The sequence below is a fragment of the Kitasatospora sp. NPDC001540 genome (genome assembly GCF_042894345.1).
GTDB classification, from domain to species: Bacteria; Actinomycetota; Actinomycetes; order Streptomycetales; family Streptomycetaceae; genus Kitasatospora; species Kitasatospora phosalacinea_C.
In genome coordinates this window covers 53,439-71,125 of record NZ_JBIAVO010000022.1, presented here as the reverse complement: position 1 = coordinate 71,125, position 17,687 = coordinate 53,439, and the positions used below count along the sequence as shown (strand labels likewise).

Below are 17,687 nucleotides of genomic sequence, written 5' to 3'. Positions count from 1 at the left end.
TGCGGGACGCTCCGGTCAGGCCGGAACGGCACCCGGGTACGAGATCTCGCGGTACGCGCCGTCGGCGAAGTCGAACAGCCTGGCCTCGCGGACGCTCCCGCCCTCGACGCCGACGACCAGTTGCAGCACTCCCGGGTAGACGGGCCGGCCGTCCAACAGCGCGCGGCGCACGTCCTCTTCGCTGAAGTAGGCGCGGCCGTTCGGGTGGGAGTGGTAGATCACCAGGACCGGATCGTCCGTGTCGAAGCTCGCGTCCAGGAAGATCGCGTCCTCGATGCCGAGGGCGTATCCGGTGGCGGAGGTGCGCTCGTAGGAGTCCGGGTCCGCCGCGTGCAGCTCGTCGATGACGTTCCTGGCCCTGCGGACCCCGCTCGCCAGGATGAAACCGCAGGCCTCGCGCGGGAATTCTTCAATGGCGTGCTGGTGGATCACCGCGAGGTTCTGCTCGGTGAGCAGTCCCTCGGCTCCGTTGACGGTGTTGTCCACGGTCAGTTCCCCTTCCCCGCCGCGTCCGCGGCGCGCTTCTTCGTCAGTGCGAACGAGCCGAGCATTCCCGCGGCGAGCAGCAGCGCGAGCAGGTCGAACGCGGAGTGCTCGACGACGGACGAGACCAGCACGGCGATCACCGGGAAGAAGACGAAGACGAACGACAGTGTCACCGCGTTGACGTACTTGAGCAGGTAGAAGTAGGCCGCGAAGCCCACCACGGAGGCGACGATGCCCAGGTAGAGGACGCCGGCCCAGGACGCTCCGGTGATCGCGCCGAAGTCGGGGTGCTCGGAGAGGATCCCGAGCAGCAGCAGCGACACCCCGCCGCACCCGATCGGCAGCACCTCCACCGTCAGCACGTCGATCTCGCCGGCGTGGCGGGCGAGCGTCGCGTAGGTCATCGCGTGCAGCACGGCCGCGGCCAGCACGGCGGCGGGAGCGAGCAGGTTCTCGGCGCTCAGGTCGCCGTTGGTGTGCAGGATCAGCACCACCAGGCACACCAGCCCGGCCACGACGCCCGCCCATTGCCGTCCGCTCACCGTGATGCGCGAGATGATCCGGGAGAACACCAGCAGGAAAACGGTCACCGACGCGAAGAGCAGTGAGGCGAAACCGGAGCTGACGTGCTGCTCACCGTAGTTGATCAGGCTGTACGGAATCGCGATGTAGACCAGGCTGACGAAGGGGAGCAGCCATTTCTTTCCCGTCGGGAAACGGAAACTCGCCCCGCGGGACACCAGTACCGCGACCGCCAGGAAAGGAAAGGCGATGCAGAAGCGGAGCCCGGCCGCCGTGATCGGCGGAATGCTCTCGACGCTCAGTTTCATCCCGTACCAGGTGGTCCCCCAGATCAGGCAGACGAAGAGGTACGTCGCCGCGAGCCGGAAGCTGCCCGGAGTGGCCCTGGAGGTCGCCGCCCGCTCCACGTCGTCGACCTGGGGGCGAGGAACAGTTTCCATCCGATCACTCTCCAAAAGTGCACCGCAGGCAGCTCGCGCAGCCCCCGCCGAATAATCGGATGCTAGCAATGCATTCCGTCAATCCACAAGGTTCGCACGCACGTTGGTCGTAAATCGACGGTCGCTTATGAGTGCCATAAGAAGCCATTTCATATTCCGCCCGAGCCGGTTCGGCGGACGGGCTCGTTCGGCTCGATCCGGGCGACCGGGTCCAGGCCGATCGCGCCGCCGCCCGGACGCACCGCGTCCGCGGAGCCCGCGGACTCCGCCTCGACGGTGCCGGGCGTGCCCACCCCGGCGGCGGGCTCGATCGGGGGCGGCAGGGGCAAGGGAAACTCCCGGGGCGCGTCACACACTGGTCGCAGCGGTCGGCGAGAGGCGACGCCAGGTCGAGTCCATCTGGGTGAGCAGCACGCAGGTGCCGTCCCCTCCGGTGAGTCTGAGGATCTCGCGGCACGGGATGCGGTCGCCGACGAAGCGCACCGCCATCCGGGCGTGGTCCCGCTCGACGACCTGCAGGGAGATGTCCGCGACGCTGGCACCGCTGCGGTCGATGAGGTCGACCCGGGAGTCCATGAGGTCGACGCCGTGGATCTCCAGGCCGTCCGGCCCGGTGGGGATCACCGCGAACACCGAGGTCCGGGAGCTCCGGCTCTGCACCTGGCACTGGTTGACCAGCCGGACCCGGGAATTCCCCGGAACATCGGTGAGAACCAGGGCGTGCGGGCTGATCAGGCAGTCCGAACCGATCGAGACCGGCCCGAGGATCCGCGCGAAGGCGCCGATCTCCACCCGGTCCCCGATGCTCGGATGCCGTTTTCCGGCGGAATTCCCGGAGATTCCGACGGCCCCTATGACGACGCCCTGGAGGATGTAGCAGTCGTCGCCGATGACCGTGGTCTCGCCGATGACCGTGCCCACGCCGTGATCGAGCACGAAGCGCTGCCCGATCTCCGCGGCGGGGTGGATCTCCACCCCGGTGGCGACCTTGGCGACCTCGGAGATGGACCGGGCCAGGATCCGCAGGTCGGACCGGCCCTTGGACATGGCGACCTGCTCGGCGGCCCGGTACGCGGCGTGCGCGAGCCGGTGGGCCAGCACCGCCCGGTAGGCCGCATAGCTCTCCAACACGTACCGCCACGATCCGCCGCTCGCCGGGTCGCGGGCGGTGAGTGCGAGCAGGTCCATGCTCGCCGAGGCGGCCGCCTCCTCCATCCGGTCACCGAGGAACCGGTGGAACCTGGAGAGGGTTCCGTAGGGTCGAAGAAGCGCCGTCAATTCGTCGAGAATTACGCCGGTACAGTTTCCTTCGTCCTCCAGCTCGGCATCTCCGGAATTCCACGGGACACCGGGAGCAGGAGGCAAGCCGATATCTGGCATTGCCAATCCCCCTGTATGCGCAGGATGCCTCGAGTCGACCCCGGGGGTCCAACGTCTCGCGGCAACGGTAGACATGATTCGAAGCCCCGGGCAAGGAAGGCCAGGCCATGTGACCCGTATCACACACTCATTAGATTCCCTTCTGGATTCCATAAGGCGCATTCAACGGGTCTCACCCATCGAGACGCGCCCGGGAAGTCCTTTCCGCCGACGCGGTCCGGTTGTTAAATGCACGAGGAAGGTCGGAACGGGGTTCACGGTGACCGACTGCTGGGCGGGGGAGGCGTGCCCGTCCCCGGCGGGGGCCGCAGCTCCTCACAGGCCCCTGGTGCCGTCGATGCGTTCGCGCAGCAGGTCGGCGTGCCCGTTGTGCCGGGCGTACTCCTCGACCAGGTGGACCAGGACCCAGCGCAGGGAGACCCGTCCGCGCCAGGGGTCGTGGCCCTCAACGTCGAGGTGCGGGGCCTCCCGGGCGAACCGTTCGGCGAAGGCCACCTCCGCGTGCCAGGCCTGCCAGGCGGCGGTGACGGACCGCGGGTCGGGGCGGGCCCCGTCGAAGTCGCCGTCGGGATCGGCCGGCGAGCTGAACCGGGGCGGTGCGTCCTGCCCGGCCAGGACCTGCCGGAACCAGCGGCGTTCGACGTCGGCGAGGTGCCGGACCAGCCCGAGCAGGGAGAGCGTGGAGGGGGGCGCGGCACGCTCGGCCAGCTCCGCGGTCAGGCCCGCGCACTTGAGCCGGAGGGTGGTGCGCTGGTCGTCCAGGAGACCGAGCAGCACCGTGCGTTCGTCCCCGGTGGCGGGTGCGCGGAAGCGCGGGTCGGGTCCGGCGACGGGGTGCGTTCCGGCCCGCCGGGCGGGCTGCGGGCGGTCGGGGAACTCCGTGCGCAGGAAGTCGAGCAGGTGGGCGTCGACCTCCGCGGGGCGTTCCACTCCGGGCAGGTGGCCCGCGTCGGCGATGACGGCGAGCCGGGCGTGCGGGGCCAGGTGCTGCATGGCGCGGGCATCGGAGACGGGGGTGTGGACGTCCTCGGTGCCGACCAGGATCAGCACCGGGACGGTCGCGGCGGCCAGCACCGGCCCGTAGTCGGGGCGTTGGGCCCGGCCGCGCAGCGACGCGGCGGCGCCGCGCGGGTCGGTCGCGCACATCACGGCCAGTACCTCGGCCGCGGCCGGTGGCGGCGCGCCGTCGGCCGCGGCGAACATGGTGGCGATCATCTCGTGCGCGTAGCCGCTCATGCCTTCGTCCAGCAGCCGCTGTGCCGTGGCCAGGCGCAGGGCGCGGGCCCGCGCGCTGTCGGGGGCGCTGGTGGTGCCGCACAGGACGAGGCCGGCCACCCGCTGCGGGTGGTCCTGCTGGAGGGCGAGGGCGATCTGCCCGCCCATCGAGACCCCGCCGATGACGGCCCGTTCGATGCCGAGGCGGTCCAGCAGTGCGACGAGGTCGGCGGCGTGGTCGGACAGCAGCACCGGGCCGGGGGTGATCGGGCTGCGGCCGTAGCCGCGCAGGTCCGGGGTGAGGACGCGGTACCCGGCTTCGGCCAGCGTCCTGGCCTGCGGGGCCCACAGGGTGCGGTCGAAGGGGTGGCCGTGGACGAGGACGACGGGCGGGCCGTCGGCGGGGCCGGCCTCGTCCCAGGTGAGCGTGACGGTCATCAGGGGGTGCCTTTCGGTTGCGGACAGCAGAGGGATGCGTGGTGTGCGGGCCCGGCGGACCGGCGGACCGCGGTGCGCGGCGGACCGGGCCGGGCGGCCGATCACTCGGGCGGTGCCGCTCGGCGCCCGGGGGCGGTGCGCGGTGGGCCTCCGGTGGTGGCGACGGTGCGTGCACGGGGTCCGGCGGGTCGCGCCGGACCGGGCCGCCCGGTGCGGCGCGGGCGGCGCAGGAGCAGTGCGGCGGCGGCCAGCGCGGCGGGCAGCAGCAGGTGGCGCCCGCAGCACAGCAGCACGGCCGCGGTCGCCGCCGCGGACCCGAGTGCGCCCGCCCGCGGCAGGCGGGCGGGCAGCAGGACGGCTGCGGCGAGCAGGCCGACCAGGGTGACGGCCGCCAGGCAGGCCGAGGTGGCCCGCAGCAGCGCGGCCAGGCCGGTCAGACCGCTGGTCGCGGCGAGGACCACCGTGGCGCAACCGGCGGTCAGGGTGGTCAGGGTGCGTCGCGGGTGGGCCGCCAGGGGGCGGGGGAAGGCGGAGCGCTGGGCCAGTTCGGTGCCGAGGGCCGTTCCGGAGGTGAGGTAGGCGTTGGCGGCGCCGAAGGTGAACAGCAGGGCGACCACGACCACGACCGGCCGGGCACCGTCCCCGAGCCGCTCTCGGAGGAGGGACAGCAGCGGGGTGACGGTCGATCCGGCCCGCTCCCCCAGGGCCCCGACGGTGACGGCCGCGAGCCCGAACTGCAGCACGGCGACGACCGTCCACGCCAGCAGGACGGCCCGCGGCAGGGCGTGGCGGGGCCGCGTGAATTCGCCCGACAGGTGGGTGACCGCCTCCCAGCCCGCGAAGGCGAAGAACAGCAGCCCGGCGGCGGTGCCGACGGACGGCCAGCCGTGCGGCAGGAACGGCGTGAACGCGCCGCGCCGCACCTGCGGGGCGGTGAGCAGCAGGGACGCGCCGAGCAGCGCGACGAGCGCGCCCACCAGGAGCAGTTGTGCCTTCGCCGAGACCCGCACCCCGGCGCCGTTGGCCGCGTACGCCGCGGCGAGGGCGGCGAGCGCGGCGGTCCGCGCCGTCCCGGGCCCGGCCCCGAGCGCGGTGGCGGTGTACGCCCCGCCGATCAGGGCCGCGGCGGGCACGCCCAGCAGCACCGCGCAGGTGAACCACCAGCCCACCGCAACCCCCGCGGTGGGCCCGAACGCCCGCTCGGCGAAGTCCGCGACGCCGCCCGCCCCCGGGTGGCGGGCGGCGAGCGCGGCGAGGGTCAGCGCCGTCGGCAGGGCGAGCGCGATCAGCGCCGCCCAGGCCAGCAGCGACGCCGGGCCGGCGGCCGCCGCCGCGACCGACGCCAGTGTCAACGCACCCGGCCCCAGCACCGCCCCGACGCACAGCGCCGCCCCCGCCCCCACGCCCAGCCCCGCCCGCCGCTCCATCAGCGCTCCTCCTCCGTCCGGCGATCCGGACGGAACGTAGAACGCTGAACGGAGTCGTCACCGTGATGCCGAACCATGTTCGGCGAGAAGGGCACAATGGCCGCCATGGACGAACTTGATGCGCGAATCGTGGACCATTTGCAGCGGGATGCGCGGATCACCAACCGCGAGCTCGCCCGCATCCTGGGCATCGCCCCCTCCACCTGCCTGGAGCGGGTCCGCCTGCTGCGCAACCGCGGCGTCATCACCGGCTACCACGCGGCGGTCGACCTGCCCGCCCTGAACCGCTCCGTCCAGGCGTTCGTCGCCTTCCAGGTGCGCCCGCTGAACCGCCAGGTGATCGAGAGCTTCAAGGCGTACGCGGCGGGGCTGCCCGAGGTGCTGTCCGTCTTCGTCGTCGCGGGCGGCGACGACTTCCTGCTGCACGTCGCCCTCCCCGACATCGACCGGTTGCACACCTTCCTGATGGACCGCTTCAGCGAACGCCGCGAGGTGGTCAACTTCCGCAGCTCCGTCATCTACCAGCACGTCAGCTCACCCGTCGTCACCCCCGCCACCTGAGACCACCGCCGGGCTGCCGCCGGGCCGCCGCGCCCGGCTCCCCCGACCGGGACGCGGGCGGGGCGCGGTCAGCCGTGGTCGATCGCGGCCCTGGTGGCGGGGCCGTAGCAGCCGGGCGGGTCGGTGGTGATGCCGTACTCCTGCTGGGTCTCCCGGACCGCGCGTTCGGTGGCCTTGTCGTAGGTGCCGCTGCTGGTGACGTACGTCTTGCCCTGCCGGTACAGCAGGCTCTGCAGCCGCGCCACCTCCGGGCCCCGGTCACCCCGGCGCAGGGTCGGGCCGGCGGTCGGGGACGGCGTGGAAGCGGGAGGCTGGGACGGCGTCGCAGTGGCGGAGGCCGGAGCGGTCGCGGAGGCGCCGGGGCCGCTCGGGGTGCCGAAGGCGGCCGGGTCGGCGGAGGCGCCGGACGGGAGGGGCCGGGAGGTGACGGTGGTCGTCGCACCGACTGCGGGCCCGGTGGCCGGTGCGGATCCGCTGTGGCCGGGCCCCGAAGGCTGGGCGGGTCGTGTCGGCGCGCTCTCCCCCGGGGATGCGGGGGCGGAGGCCTCGGGGGTCGGGCGGTCGGTGGAGCGGGCCGCCGGGTCCGGGGTCGTCGGCGGCGCGGACGGCAGTGCCCAGGCGAGCAGGCCGACGGCCGCTGCCGCTGCGGGCAGCCAGTGGACCGCACGCGGTCCGCGGCGGCGGCGCGCCCGCGGCGCGGAGGGGCGCGCGGGCCCGGCGCCGCCGGGGTGCGGGCCGTCGGCCGGGGCCGCGGCGAGGGGCGGCGGCGGGAGGGCTGCCGGGTCGGCGAGCGGCGGCCCCGGGGGCGCGTAGGGGCGGACCAGGGCGACCTCCCCGCCGGTCTCGTCCTGCTCCGGCCGGCCGGTGGGCGGCACGGGTCGCATCGCGCTGTGCTCCTCGTCTGCGGTGCCGTCTCGGCACGCGGGGCCCGGCGGGCGGCGGAGGGCCGCGCCGCCGGGCTCGGTGGCGGGACGGTTACCGGTGGCGGGCGGTGTTGCGTCGGCGCACGGCGAACACGGCGCCCGCGCCGCCCAGCAGCAGGACGGCCCCGGTGGCGGCCAGCGTGCCGGTGCCGCTGCTGCCGGTGGAGGCCAGGTGGCTGTCACCGCCGGGGGCGGGCACGGATGCCGACGCCGACGAAGGCGGGGTGGTGGGGGCGTCGGCGGGTGCCGAGGTGGAGGCGCCGGCGCTGGGGGCGGGCGCCGGGGCGGTGACGGGAGCGCTGGAGGAGGGGGTGTCGGCGGGTGCCGGGGTGGAGGCGCCGGCGCCGGGGGCGGGCGAGGCCGGGACGGTCAGGCAGTCCTTGCCGTCCTCGGGGCCGTTCCAGGAGGCGATCATCCTGTCCCCGATGACGATGCCGTTCGGGCCCTGGGGGGCGGGGCCGTGGTCCGGCCCGGTGGCGCCGTCGTAGCGGGTGGAGCCGGTGTACAGGTCGATCTGCGTGAAGCACCCGGCGGCGGGGACGGCGACGTCCAGGGTGGCGGTGCGGCCGTCGGCGACCGTGACGGTGGCGAAGTCGGTGATCTGCTGCAGGCCCGAGGTGGCGAACGTCGCCCCGTGCGCCCGGTAGGAGGCGAGCGCGACGGTGCACGTGCCGCCCTTGCCGTGGACGTCGATGCTGATGCGGCCCTGGGCGGAGGGGGTGAGGGAGGCGATCCCCTGGGCGGGCGTCCAGGTCTTCCCAGCGGCGGAGAAGGCGCACGGGGCCTTGGCCGGGGCGGCACCGCCCGGCAGGACGGGCGGCGCACTGTACGGGGGCTTCTGCGGTGCCCGCCCGCCGTGGCCGTCATCGGCGCCGGCCCCTCCCGCCCCGGTGAGCAGGACGGCGGCAGCGGCGGGGACGGACAGGAGGAACGCGGCGGTGCGCCTGGGCATGGACGGACGCTCTTTCTCACGGTGCTGGGGAACGAGGGGCCCACCGGCCGGAAGCGGTGTCACCGCGCGAGGAAGGGGATGTGGACCTGGGCGGGGGTGGACCCGGTGGCCGTCCACCACCGGAGGGCATCACGCATCGTCACCAAAAGCCCGTAGCGCGTCAATGGCCTGGACCACTCAACGACCCGCCGAGCACTACGCTTTGGACAAATCCACCGACGAAAGGGGCGAAGGCCCACCTAGCGGACACCCGCAACGGCAACGCACAGCGACCGGCCGGGGCGCAGGAGGCGGGCGGGTGGTCGGCGGCCCCCTCAGGGCCGGAGGCGGCGCCAGAGGGTGCGGTGGGTGAGCGCGGCGGCCGCCACTCCGAGCGCGCCACCGGCGGCGACGTCACTGGGGTAGTGGGCGCCGGTGTGGACGCGGGCCGTGGCCACCGTGAGCGCGGCCGCCGACGCCGCCGCGCCCCAGGGCAGCGAGTGGCGGAGGGTGGCGGCGGCGAAGGCCGCAGCCGCGGCGGCGTGCCCGGAGGGGAACGAGGAGCTGCCGGGGCGGGCATGCACGTCCTCGGGGCGCAGGAGGCGGGCGGGTGGTCGGCGGCGGTGGACCAGGTGCTTGGCGATGCCGTTGGACAGCAGTTGCGCGGTGAGCATGGCGGCGAGCGCCTCAACGGCCCACCGGCGCCGGCCCGGGCGACCGGTGGTCGCGGCCGCGAGGGCCGCCGTGGCCCACCACAGCGTGCCGTGGTCGGCTGCCTCCTGTCCCGCGAGCAGGATCCGCCGCAGCGGGCGGCGGTGCCAGGAGGCGGCGCGGCGCACGGCGGTGAGATCGGCTTCGGCAAGGGGGTTCATGCGGCCGCGCCTGCCCGACGGAACGGGCGTTCATGCAGGCGGGCGCCGCGGCGCGGGAGGTGTCGGGCGACCGGGCCGTCGGACCGCGAAGAGGCAAAGCTTCGGTCAGCACTCGGCATGCGGACGAATGTTCGGTCGGGCGCGGGGCAGTCGACGCTGCACCGTCAGCCGAGCCTGGAAGGGAGCCCGCCACCCATGGGCAAGTTCACCGCGCTGTTCGGCCGACCACCCTTCCTCCGGGCCTTCCACGGCTGGTCCACCCTCGTCTGGGCCGTCCTGATCCCGATCACCGTGCTGACCGGCCTCAAGACGTCGATCCTGTGGATCGCACTCATGTCGGTGTGGGCGAACTTCGTCGGCCACTTCTCCAGCTGGCAGGCCGCCCGCGTCGAGGTCAAACAGGACGAACAGATCGACGAAGCCACCACCGGCACGAACGAAGCCGCAGCCGCCGCCACCCCGTAACCGCCCCCGGGCGCGCCGGCTCCTCGCCCAGCGGTCGCCGGGCAAGGAGCCCGTGGTCGCCCGTGCCGCCCCGGCCTCGAAAGCGCGGACGCCGACGCCGGCGGCGCGTCGCCGGTTCAGTCCCGGTTCAGTCCCGGCGGGAGACGGTGCACTGGCGGGCGAAGTCGAGGGTGCGGGCGTAGCAGTCCCGGACCCCCTCGTCGCTCAGGCCCACCCAGAGGTGGTTCGCGCCGGGGACCAGGCGCAGCTCCGGCCGGTGGCCGTGCTCCCGGAGGGCTTCGGCGAGGCGGACGGACTGGCGGGCGGGCACCAGGGAGTCGTCCGTTCCGTGCAGCAGCAGGAACGGTGGCGCGGCAGGACTCGCGTGCGAGACCGGGCTGGCGGCCCGCGCGGCTTCCTGCCTGCGGTGCGGGGGGCCGCCGAGCAGGAGGGCCTCGCGCGAGCGGGAGTCGTCGGCGGCGGGGCGGCCGATCCCGGAGAGGTCCTCGCCGAGGTGCGTCAGGTCCGTCGGGGCGTACCAGGTCACGCAGCCCGTGATCGTGGCGCCCGTACCGGCCGCGGGGGGTGAGAGTGCGGCGAGGGCCGCCAGGTGCCCGCCCGCGGACTCGCCCCACAGCACGGTCCGCCCGGTGTCCAGGCCCAGTTCGCCGGCGCGGGCGTGGAGCCAGGCGAGTGCCGCGGCGAGGTCGTCGCTCTGCGCGGGGTAGCGGGCCTCGCCGCTGAGGCGGTACTGCGGGCAGGCGACGGCGAAGCCCTGCTGCGCGAACCGGGCGAACGGGCCGGGCTCCCACTCGCGGAGCCTGGGGCCCGGGTCGTCCTTGCGTCCCGTCCGCCAGCCCCCGCCGTGCACGAACACGACGAGGGGTACCGGCTCCGGGGCGCTCTCGGGCAGCCACAGATCCACCGTCAGGGGACGGCAGCCCTCCGGCAGGCGGTAGAGCGCGTCGCGCAGCAGCCGGACACCCTCGGCCGGGCGGACCGGACGGGGCAGCGGGAGCGCGGCGGGGTCGGGCGGCGCCAGCAGGTGGAACGGAAAGGGCGCGGGGCGGCCCTCCGGCATGGTGGGGGTCCTTCCTGTTCGGCGGGCGTGCGCGGGACGGGTCGCGGCAGGAGCGTCGGGCACCGGCGGCCCGACACGCGACCGCTCCCAGCGGACGGAGAGGCCGTATGAAGAAAAACGGCCGCACGGCGGGAGCGGAGGGACGGACCACCGGCGTCGAGTGGCGGTGCCGACGGACCGTCAGCTCCGGGCGCGCGTGGCCGTCGAGGGGCCTAGGCCGGACAGGGCCTAGCCGAGGGAGCGCCACTGGTGGTCGGGCAGGAAGGTCACGTCGTACTGCTGCGGCACGGTGCCGAACTTGTGCGGCTCCGGCACGAAGGGGACGGACGGCAGGCCGATCGCGTCGGTGGGCGTCCCGAGGTTCTCGAAGAACCGCTCGAAGGTGCCGCCCGGCCCGGCCGCCACGCCGACGATCTTGCTGTGGTGGCGTTCGATGCGGTAGGCGTGCGGGCAGTTCTTCGGTACGAACCCGAAGTCCCCGCTGGTCAGCAACCGTTCGTGCTGTTCGCCTTCGGTGTCCTCCACGAACAGGCGCACCGCGCCGTCCGTGACGAAGAAGACCTCGTAGGTGTCCGCGTGCGAGTGCGCCGGGATGACTTCGCCCTTCGGCCCCTCGCAGGTGAAGAAGTTGAAGGTGTTCTCGGTCTGCTCGCCCCCGGCGTAGACGGTGAAGACGTCGTTGAACAGGTGGGCGCGGTCCCCCAGGCCCTTCTCGATGAAGTACGGCCTCCCCGCTCCCGGCGGGATGTGGGAGTGCTCGCGGTGACGGGTGGAGAACTGGAAGGTCATCAGGGCCCTTTCTTTCCAGCCCGGGAACCGGCAGGGCAGGAGGGGAGGTGACGCCGACGGGGCGGACGGCCCCGAGGCGGCGGACAGGTGGCGGCTCAGGCGGTTCGCACCCCCGCGGAGCACCTCCCAACCTAGGCCTCGCGCACCGGGGCGGGCGGCATACACTCGGCCGCACGATGAAGAAAAACGGACACGATGCCACCGGGCACCGGCCGTACGGCCCGCCCGCGGTCCCGTACCGTCCCGCGCCCGGCATGCCGCCCGGCCTGAACGTCGCCGCGCTGCGCGACCTCACCGCGGCGCCCGGCGCCTCTCCACCCTTGCCGGCGCTGCCCGCCCGCCCCGCCTTCCACCTGCTCGTCGCGGTGCGCAGCGGCGCCCTGTCGTGCTCGCTCGACTTCACCGCGCACACCGCGGAGCCCGGGGACTGGCTCTGGATCCACCCCGGCCAAGTCCTGGACTCGCTGAGGACCACCAGCGACGGCGACGGAACCGCACTGATCTTCCCCACCGGCTTCCTCGGCGAGGTCGCCCACCGCGCGATCCGCGAGGCCGAGCACGCGCCGTCCCGCCTCATCAGGCCCGACGCGCCGCGCCAGGAGACCCTGCTGCGCCTCCTCGACGTCCTGGCCGCGGAACACCGCGACCTGGTCGGCCTGCCCCTGGAGTCCCACCTGGAGACCCTGCGCAGCCTCCTATCGGTGATCGTCATGCGACTGGCCCACCTCGTCGACCCGCACCGGCAGGGCCGGTCAGGAAGCGACGAACTGTTCGACAGGTTCCGCCGGGCCGTCGAGGAGGACTTCACCCGCACCCACCGGCTGGAGAGCTACGCGGCCCGACTCGGCTACAGCCCGCGCACGATCACCCGCGCGACCAGGCAGGCACGGGGATGCGGGGCGAAGCAGTACATCGACGACCGCGTCCTGCTGGAGGCCAAGCGCCTGCTGATCTACACCTCGCTCCCGCAGAACACCATCGGCAAGCGCATCGGCTTCACCCACCCGACCGCGTTCAGCGCCTTCTTCCGCCACCGCACCGGCATGACACCCTCGGAGTTCCGCACCCTGACCAGGGCCTGAGCCCGAACCGGCCGACCACGGGACCGGGCCGTCGACCCAGCAGAGCCGAACAGCCCAGGAGGGCACCCCCCTCCGGTCGGGGCCGCGCGAAGTCCGTGGACGCTGACGCGCTTCCGAGCCGTTGCCGGCCGTAGAGCGCAGACTCCGGTGACGCGGTGTCGCCGACAGGTTGAGCAGTCCCCGGGCGAGCACCGCGACGACAGCTCCCCCGGGGCCGCTCACGCCGAACCGGGCAGGGGCCGCGCGAGCGGGATCAGCGTGGGCGGTGGAATCCCGTGGCCGAGCAGCCGCGCCGCCTCGTGCGACCAGCTCCTTCCGCCACCTGCCGGTGCGTCAGAACCGCGAGGGCCACGACCCGGCTCCTGCCGGGGTGTGCTCGCAGAAGAAGCCCCGCGGGCTGGTGGCAACGTGCCGGTCGGGCCTGCGGAAGGCTCCGGGTAGGAAGAGCGGGCGAAGGAGCGCCCTCCCGGACGGTGATGAAGTCGTCGCCCGCCGCCTGGCCCCCGTCACCGGTCGCGGAAGGACGACGACCACGAGAAAAGGGGTCGGCCGGGCAGGGAGGGCACCACGGTGCCGCCCTTCGTACGGTCGGTCATGCTTCAAGCCAGTTATTAATACATATTCCTATGAGACAAGCTGGAGATCGCCGACCCGGGCCGTCCGCGCCGTCAACTCCCGAACCTCGGCGCCAGGACGGGGACGGACCGACATCGCACTCCGCAGAATCCCGCGGTCATCGTGCACCCCGCGAGACCGGCGCACCACCATGATCACCTGCGGCCGAGCACCGAGATCCTCGACAGGGTCGAGCTCAGGCGGCCTTGAGCTTGTAGTCGTAACAGCCCGTCGGGCCGGTCAGAACCGCCTGGAAGTAGAGCGGTTCACCGTCCGTGCCGAGGGGGACGTCGTGGCCGGTGGTACGGGTGAGGCCGAGGGACAACCCGGGCACGTAGGCGTGGTCGGGCTCCCGGAGGACGGTGAGGCCCATCGCCTCCAGCCGGTCCAGCAGGTGGAGGGCGGGGGTGCGGAAGACGTCGACGCCGCGGAACCGGACCGTGATCCGCTCCGGGCCGGGCCGGGGGATCCACACCTCCGCGCTGGTGAGGCTCCTGCCGTCCTCGAGGTGGAAGACGGTCTCGAACTGCGGGTGCAGGGCGAGCACCTTCATGTGGCGGAACCGGTCCGCCGAACCCTCGTCCTGCACCTTGACGATTCCCAGCCCGGCCGCCGCTTCCTCCACCCCGCGGCCCACCCCGGCGACACCGACCTCGCCGTCCATCTCCTGGAGACGGCTGTCCCGAGGCTCGTTCCCCTGCCCTGGCCTGCTTCCGGCCATCAGTGCAACTCTCCGTGCATCCAACTGACTTGGGCGCGGATCTTCGCGAGGCCAAGTCTGCTTCGCAAGCGTCCCTTTTGGCAGAAACCCCGTCAGCCAAGGGAGTTGGCGGGTACGGTCCGAGTCCGAACGTAGTGGAGAGGACGAGCGATGAGTCAGTGGCAGGACTTCACCACGGGCGAGCGGATCAAGATGCTCCGCGGGAAGGAAACCCAGACCAGCCTGGCGGAACGCAGCGGCCTGTCGAAGCACACGATCCAGAAGGCCGAGCAGGACAGGAACGTGTCGCTGCCGACGCTGCTCCGCCTCGCGGAGGCACTGCATTCGGACGTGTCCGTGATCCTCGGACACCAGGCTCCCCGGCGGGGGATGGGGCGCGACGGTCGTTCGATGCTGCGGGAACTCTCCAGGACGGTCCACGACACCGCCGCGGGTGTGCTCGCCGAACCGGCTGAAGGTGTCTCTCCCGGGCAAGCCGATCTTGTCGAGGCTGCTGACCGGATGTGGCGGGTGTACTGGCGCGGGGACTACGCCGAGGCGGGTTCGCTGGTCGTCCCGTTCCTGCAGTCGGCGGCCCGGTTCGCCCAGGCGGCCCCGGCCGGCCGGGAAGCAGCAGCGAACGGCCTGCTGTCGGACGCCTTCCGGGCGGCTGGTCTGATCGCCAACTTCCTCGGCGCACGGGACTTGGCGTACGCCTCGGTCGGGCATGCCATCCGGCACGCCGACCTGGCGGCGGACCCGGTGCGACGGAGCATGCTGGGGTCCGCACGAGCGCGGGTGCTGTTGCGGGACGCCCGGGTGGAGCAGGCACTTCGGGAGGCCGAGGCCGCAGCGGTGCGTGCAGAGCCGCGGTTCTCCGAGATGGATCCCGCCCTGCTCGCCGCCTACGGGAAGAACATCATCTTCGGAGCGGTCGCGGCCTCCAGGCTCGGAGACTCCGACCGTGCGGCGGACCTCCTCTCCCAGGCCCATGCGGTGGCCGCGCGTCTGGGCCGCGACGTCTTCGGCAACGGGATGCAGTTCGGGCCGTCCTACGCGGGCGCCCAAGCCGTGGGAATCAACGTCACCTTGGGGAACGCCGGCAAGGCGCTGGACATCTCCCGGCGGTTCGACGCATCCGGACTGACGCAAGCAGCGCACAACCGGATGCAACTGGACATCGCGCTGGCACAGTGCGACTCGCGCCAGTGGGACACGTCCCTGGACACACTGCTGGAGGTCTGCTCGGCACACCCGGAGTGGGCCAAGCACCAGGCGATTCCCGGAGTGATCATCGAAAGGGCCAGCCGCGCCGGGAACTCCCGGATCCGGAAGCTGTCTGAGATCCTGGGGACCTCGCCGACCCTCCGGTGAGCACCGGATCCCTCAGCCTGGGAGCGCACGTTGTCCTACCGCGGCCTGATCCTCGACTTCGCCGGAGTCGTGACCACCCCGATCGGCGAGTCCGCCCGGGCGTGGTGTGCCAGCGAGGGGCTGCCTGACGACGCCTGGCGGCGAATGCTGGAGGACGATCCGGCGGGCCGGGCGCTGTACGTGGAGCTGGAGCTGGGCCGCATGGAGCAGGCCGAGTGGAACGCTCGGACCGCGGCGCTCATGGGCGTTGCCGGCGACAACTTGATGGGGCGCGCCCACAGCGGGGTGCGGGCCGTGGCCGAGATGGTGGAACTGGTGGAACGGGCTCGGTCCGCAGGGGTCGTGACCGCCCTGTTGTCGAACAGCTACGGCTTCGACCCGTACCACCCGTACGAGTCGACGGGGGTTTGGAACCTGTTCGACGTGCGGGTCATCAGCGGAATCGAGGGGCTCGCGAAGCCTGACCCGGCGATCTACCGGCGGACGCTGGAACGGATGGGCCTGGCCGGCTCCGACTGCGTGTTCGTGGACGATCACCGGCAGAACCTGGCGCCCGCCGAGGCACTGGGGATCACGACCGTGCTTGCCGACGGCCCCGGAACCGCCGCCCGCGTTGCCCGACTGCTGGGCCTCGATGCCGTGGAGCCGAGCCCGGTCACCCGCCTCTGAGGTTCAGTTCGCGGTCGATGTGCAGCGGAGTCCCACGCCCCGTACGCGAACTCCCCCGTGCCGCAACCGGACTCCTACGCGCCGTACGACTTCACCCCTCCGCGATCTTCAAAAGTCGTACGGCTCGCCGGTTCGTCCGGACAGGGGTAAGCGGGACAGTAGAGGCATGCCTTCGGATGCACCTCGATCGCCGGGCCGTGTCCCCGTGGCGATCTACATCGCCTCTCCGGGCGGAGACCCGGACCGCGTGCTGGAGACCCACTGTCGCCGGTACGCGGAGACCCGCGAGTGGGTGGTGGCCGCGGTGTTCACCGACGCGGGATTGCAGCTCCCGCTGGAGCAGCGGACGGGCTGGCGCGCCGTGGAGGAGGCACTCGCGGCGGGTGCCGCCCGGGGCGTGGTGACGCGAACCCGATCGATGGTGGCCTCCAGCCCCGAGGAATGGGAGCGGTTGGCCGTGGGCCTCGGCGAGCTGGGCTGGTTCCTGACCGCCGGGCTCCTCGACGCACCGACGGCACCCTCCGTCACCGTTGCGTCCAGCACCAGGTCGCCGCTGGGTGCCCGGATGCCCAACACCCCGGGACGGTAGAAGAACCGCGACGGAACCCGTTTGTGGCGTGGGCAGTCAGCGATCATCCCGCCACCTCGGAGAGTGCCGAACCGCCCGGGCGGCACACCGCCAAGCCCTGACCACCACCCAGCACTCTGTCATGAGCACGTCTAGGAAGGGGGATTTGCGATGACCGCGTCCGCGTACCGGCCGGTGTACCACCCTGCCGGGTTCGACGTCGACCTCCAGGGGGCGGTGGACGACCTGGTGGAAGGCCGGTGGATGTCGACGGAGCGGCTGCTGGCCGGGACGGTGCGGGCGTCGGGCCTGTGGACGTCGCGGACGCAGGTGCTGGCGGTGGCCGCGGCCCGGTCGACGGTGCTCGCCGCCTGGGCCCGGGAGCACCCGACCGCCCCGGGCCTGGGTCTGCTGCGGACGCGGGTGCTGGTCGAGCACGCCCTCCTGGCGGCCAAGGACCACCGACCGGAAGCCGGACAGCTGGAGCAGGCGGCCCGCGAGGCGTGCTGGGCGGCAGCGGAGGCGGACCCGTGGGACCCGGTCCCGTGGGTGTGCCTGCTCGCCCTGGCCCCGCTGGACCACGGCCAGACCCGGCCCGAGCACCGGGTGTTCTCGGGTGATCCGCTGCTGCCGCCCGGCCCGTGGGGGCTGCTCGACGAGGCGCTCCGGCGCGACCCGGGGAGCCGGGAGGCGCACCACCGGATGTACCGGTACTGGCAGCAGCGCAACCGCGCCGCCGCCCTGGACTTCGTGCACACCGTGGCCGCGCGGGCGCCGGCCGGTTCGCCGTTGGCGGCCCTGCACCTGTACGTGTCGGTCGACCAGTACCGCTTCACCCACTACCGGGACGCGCTGGTGCGGCGGCAGTGGCTGCGGGAGCCGCACGTCTCCCACACCCGGCGTGCTCACGAGAGCTGGCTGTCGGCGGAGCCGGGGTCGTGGCCGGTGGCGGACCTCAGCCACCTCGCGCACGCCCTGTGGGCGGGGGCGCGGATGGGCGCGGCCACCGAGGTGTTCACCGCTCTGGGCCGGCTCGCGTCGAAGGCTCCGTGGGTGCACGTCGCCGATTCACCGGAGAAGGGCGAGGCACTGATGCTCACCGCCCGCCAGCAGGCTCTCGCCGGACGCGCCACCGCCCTGGCCTGACCTTCCGTCCCGCACCGTCCCGGC

The 17,687-nt window shown here is 73.2% G+C and carries 19 protein-coding genes and 1 pseudogene; 7 read left to right on the top strand and 13 right to left on the bottom strand.

The genetic code is table 11. From position 1 onward, the window contains the following. Positions 1 to 15: 15 nt before the first annotated feature. From ACFY00_RS24445 to ACFY00_RS24415, 7 genes and pseudogenes are all read right to left on the bottom strand, one after another. Positions 16 to 486 carry a Mov34/MPN/PAD-1 family protein gene (locus ACFY00_RS24445; RefSeq protein WP_388033668.1) on the bottom strand — a complete coding sequence of 157 codons (471 nt, stop codon included), beginning with the start codon at positions 484 to 486 and terminating at the stop codon, positions 16 to 18. 2 nt (positions 487 to 488) lie between these two features. Beyond that, complete coding sequence (locus ACFY00_RS24440) at positions 489 to 1,448, bottom strand: DMT family transporter (protein WP_388033667.1); 960 nt, start codon at positions 1,446 to 1,448, stop codon at positions 489 to 491. 149 nt (positions 1,449 to 1,597) lie between these two features. After that, positions 1,598 to 1,777: a hypothetical protein gene (locus ACFY00_RS24435; RefSeq protein ID WP_388033666.1), complete on the bottom strand. Its 180-nt coding sequence runs from the start codon at positions 1,775 to 1,777 to the stop codon at positions 1,598 to 1,600. 19 nt (positions 1,778 to 1,796) lie between these two features. Continuing rightward, positions 1,797 to 2,663 (bottom strand): serine O-acetyltransferase, encoded by an 867-nt coding sequence (locus ACFY00_RS24430; RefSeq protein ID WP_388033665.1) that lies wholly within the window; start codon positions 2,661 to 2,663, stop codon positions 1,797 to 1,799. 480 nt (positions 2,664 to 3,143) lie between these two features. After that, positions 3,144 to 3,716, bottom strand: a complete 573-nt coding sequence (locus tag ACFY00_RS24425; RefSeq protein WP_388033721.1) for a DinB family protein — start codon at positions 3,714 to 3,716, stop codon at positions 3,144 to 3,146. Positions 3,717 to 3,725: 9 nt separating this feature from the next. After that, positions 3,726 to 4,481 (bottom strand): annotated as a pseudogene (locus tag ACFY00_RS24420) (alpha/beta fold hydrolase); the annotation flags it as partial. Between the two features lie 101 nt (positions 4,482 to 4,582). Next, the gene (locus ACFY00_RS24415; protein ID WP_388033664.1) at positions 4,583 to 5,908 is read right to left on the bottom strand and encodes an APC family permease; all 1,326 of its coding nucleotides are present in this window, start codon (positions 5,906 to 5,908) and stop codon (positions 4,583 to 4,585) included. Positions 5,909 to 6,013: 105 nt separating this feature from the next. On the opposite strand from ACFY00_RS24415, the gene ACFY00_RS24410 reads away from it, so the two are divergent. Beyond that, a complete protein-coding gene (locus ACFY00_RS24410) occupies positions 6,014 to 6,469 on the top strand; it encodes an Lrp/AsnC family transcriptional regulator (protein WP_388033663.1) in 456 nt (151 codons plus the stop codon). A 68-nt stretch (positions 6,470 to 6,537) separates the two neighbouring features. Here ACFY00_RS24410 and ACFY00_RS24405 read toward each other — a convergent pair whose 3' ends face one another. The 3 genes from ACFY00_RS24405 to ACFY00_RS24395 form a co-directional block, all read right to left on the bottom strand. Continuing rightward, positions 6,538 to 7,353, bottom strand: coding sequence for a peptidoglycan-binding protein (locus tag ACFY00_RS24405; protein WP_388033662.1), 816 nt, complete (start codon positions 7,351 to 7,353; stop codon positions 6,538 to 6,540). 91 nt (positions 7,354 to 7,444) lie between these two features. Beyond that, positions 7,445 to 8,344: an LPXTG cell wall anchor domain-containing protein gene (locus tag ACFY00_RS24400; RefSeq protein ID WP_388033661.1), complete on the bottom strand. Its 900-nt coding sequence runs from the start codon at positions 8,342 to 8,344 to the stop codon at positions 7,445 to 7,447. A 314-nt stretch (positions 8,345 to 8,658) separates the two neighbouring features. Beyond that, positions 8,659 to 9,195 (bottom strand): phosphatase PAP2 family protein, encoded by a 537-nt coding sequence (locus tag ACFY00_RS24395; RefSeq protein ID WP_388033660.1) that lies wholly within the window; start codon positions 9,193 to 9,195, stop codon positions 8,659 to 8,661. Between the two features lie 195 nt (positions 9,196 to 9,390). Between ACFY00_RS24395 and ACFY00_RS24390 the strand changes: the two genes are divergently transcribed. Then, on the top strand, positions 9,391 to 9,660 hold the full coding sequence (locus ACFY00_RS24390) for a hypothetical protein (RefSeq protein ID WP_388033659.1): 270 nt from the start codon (positions 9,391 to 9,393) through the stop codon (positions 9,658 to 9,660). Positions 9,661 to 9,787: 127 nt separating this feature from the next. On the opposite strand, the gene ACFY00_RS24385 is transcribed toward ACFY00_RS24390, so the two are convergent. Further along, positions 9,788 to 10,720, bottom strand: a complete 933-nt coding sequence (locus tag ACFY00_RS24385; protein ID WP_388033658.1) for an alpha/beta hydrolase fold domain-containing protein — start codon at positions 10,718 to 10,720, stop codon at positions 9,788 to 9,790. A 228-nt stretch (positions 10,721 to 10,948) separates the two neighbouring features. Continuing rightward, entirely contained in the window at positions 10,949 to 11,509 is a 561-nt protein-coding gene (locus ACFY00_RS24380; RefSeq protein WP_388033657.1) for a quercetin 2,3-dioxygenase, read from the bottom strand. 176 nt (positions 11,510 to 11,685) lie between these two features. On the opposite strand from ACFY00_RS24380, the gene ACFY00_RS24375 reads away from it, so the two are divergent. Beyond that, positions 11,686 to 12,591, top strand: coding sequence for a helix-turn-helix transcriptional regulator (locus ACFY00_RS24375; protein WP_388033656.1), 906 nt, complete (start codon positions 11,686 to 11,688; stop codon positions 12,589 to 12,591). A gap of 811 nt (positions 12,592 to 13,402) precedes the next feature. On the opposite strand, the gene ACFY00_RS24370 is transcribed toward ACFY00_RS24375, so the two are convergent. Next, positions 13,403 to 13,870: a hypothetical protein gene (locus ACFY00_RS24370; protein ID WP_388033655.1), complete on the bottom strand. Its 468-nt coding sequence runs from the start codon at positions 13,868 to 13,870 to the stop codon at positions 13,403 to 13,405. A 207-nt stretch (positions 13,871 to 14,077) separates the two neighbouring features. Here ACFY00_RS24370 and ACFY00_RS24365 point away from each other — a divergent pair, with 207 nt between their 5' ends. From ACFY00_RS24365 to ACFY00_RS24350, 4 genes are all read left to right on the top strand, one after another. Next, complete coding sequence (locus ACFY00_RS24365) at positions 14,078 to 15,280, top strand: helix-turn-helix transcriptional regulator (protein ID WP_388033654.1); 1,203 nt, start codon at positions 14,078 to 14,080, stop codon at positions 15,278 to 15,280. Positions 15,281 to 15,310: 30 nt separating this feature from the next. Continuing rightward, complete coding sequence (locus tag ACFY00_RS24360; protein ID WP_388033653.1) at positions 15,311 to 15,949, top strand: HAD-IA family hydrolase; 639 nt, start codon at positions 15,311 to 15,313, stop codon at positions 15,947 to 15,949. A gap of 247 nt (positions 15,950 to 16,196) precedes the next feature. Further along, positions 16,197 to 16,538 (top strand): hypothetical protein, encoded by a 342-nt coding sequence (locus ACFY00_RS24355; RefSeq protein ID WP_388033652.1) that lies wholly within the window; start codon positions 16,197 to 16,199, stop codon positions 16,536 to 16,538. 150 nt (positions 16,539 to 16,688) lie between these two features. Next, positions 16,689 to 17,663, top strand: a complete 975-nt coding sequence (locus tag ACFY00_RS24350; RefSeq protein WP_388033651.1) for a hypothetical protein — start codon at positions 16,689 to 16,691, stop codon at positions 17,661 to 17,663. Positions 17,664 to 17,687: the final 24 nt, after the last annotated feature.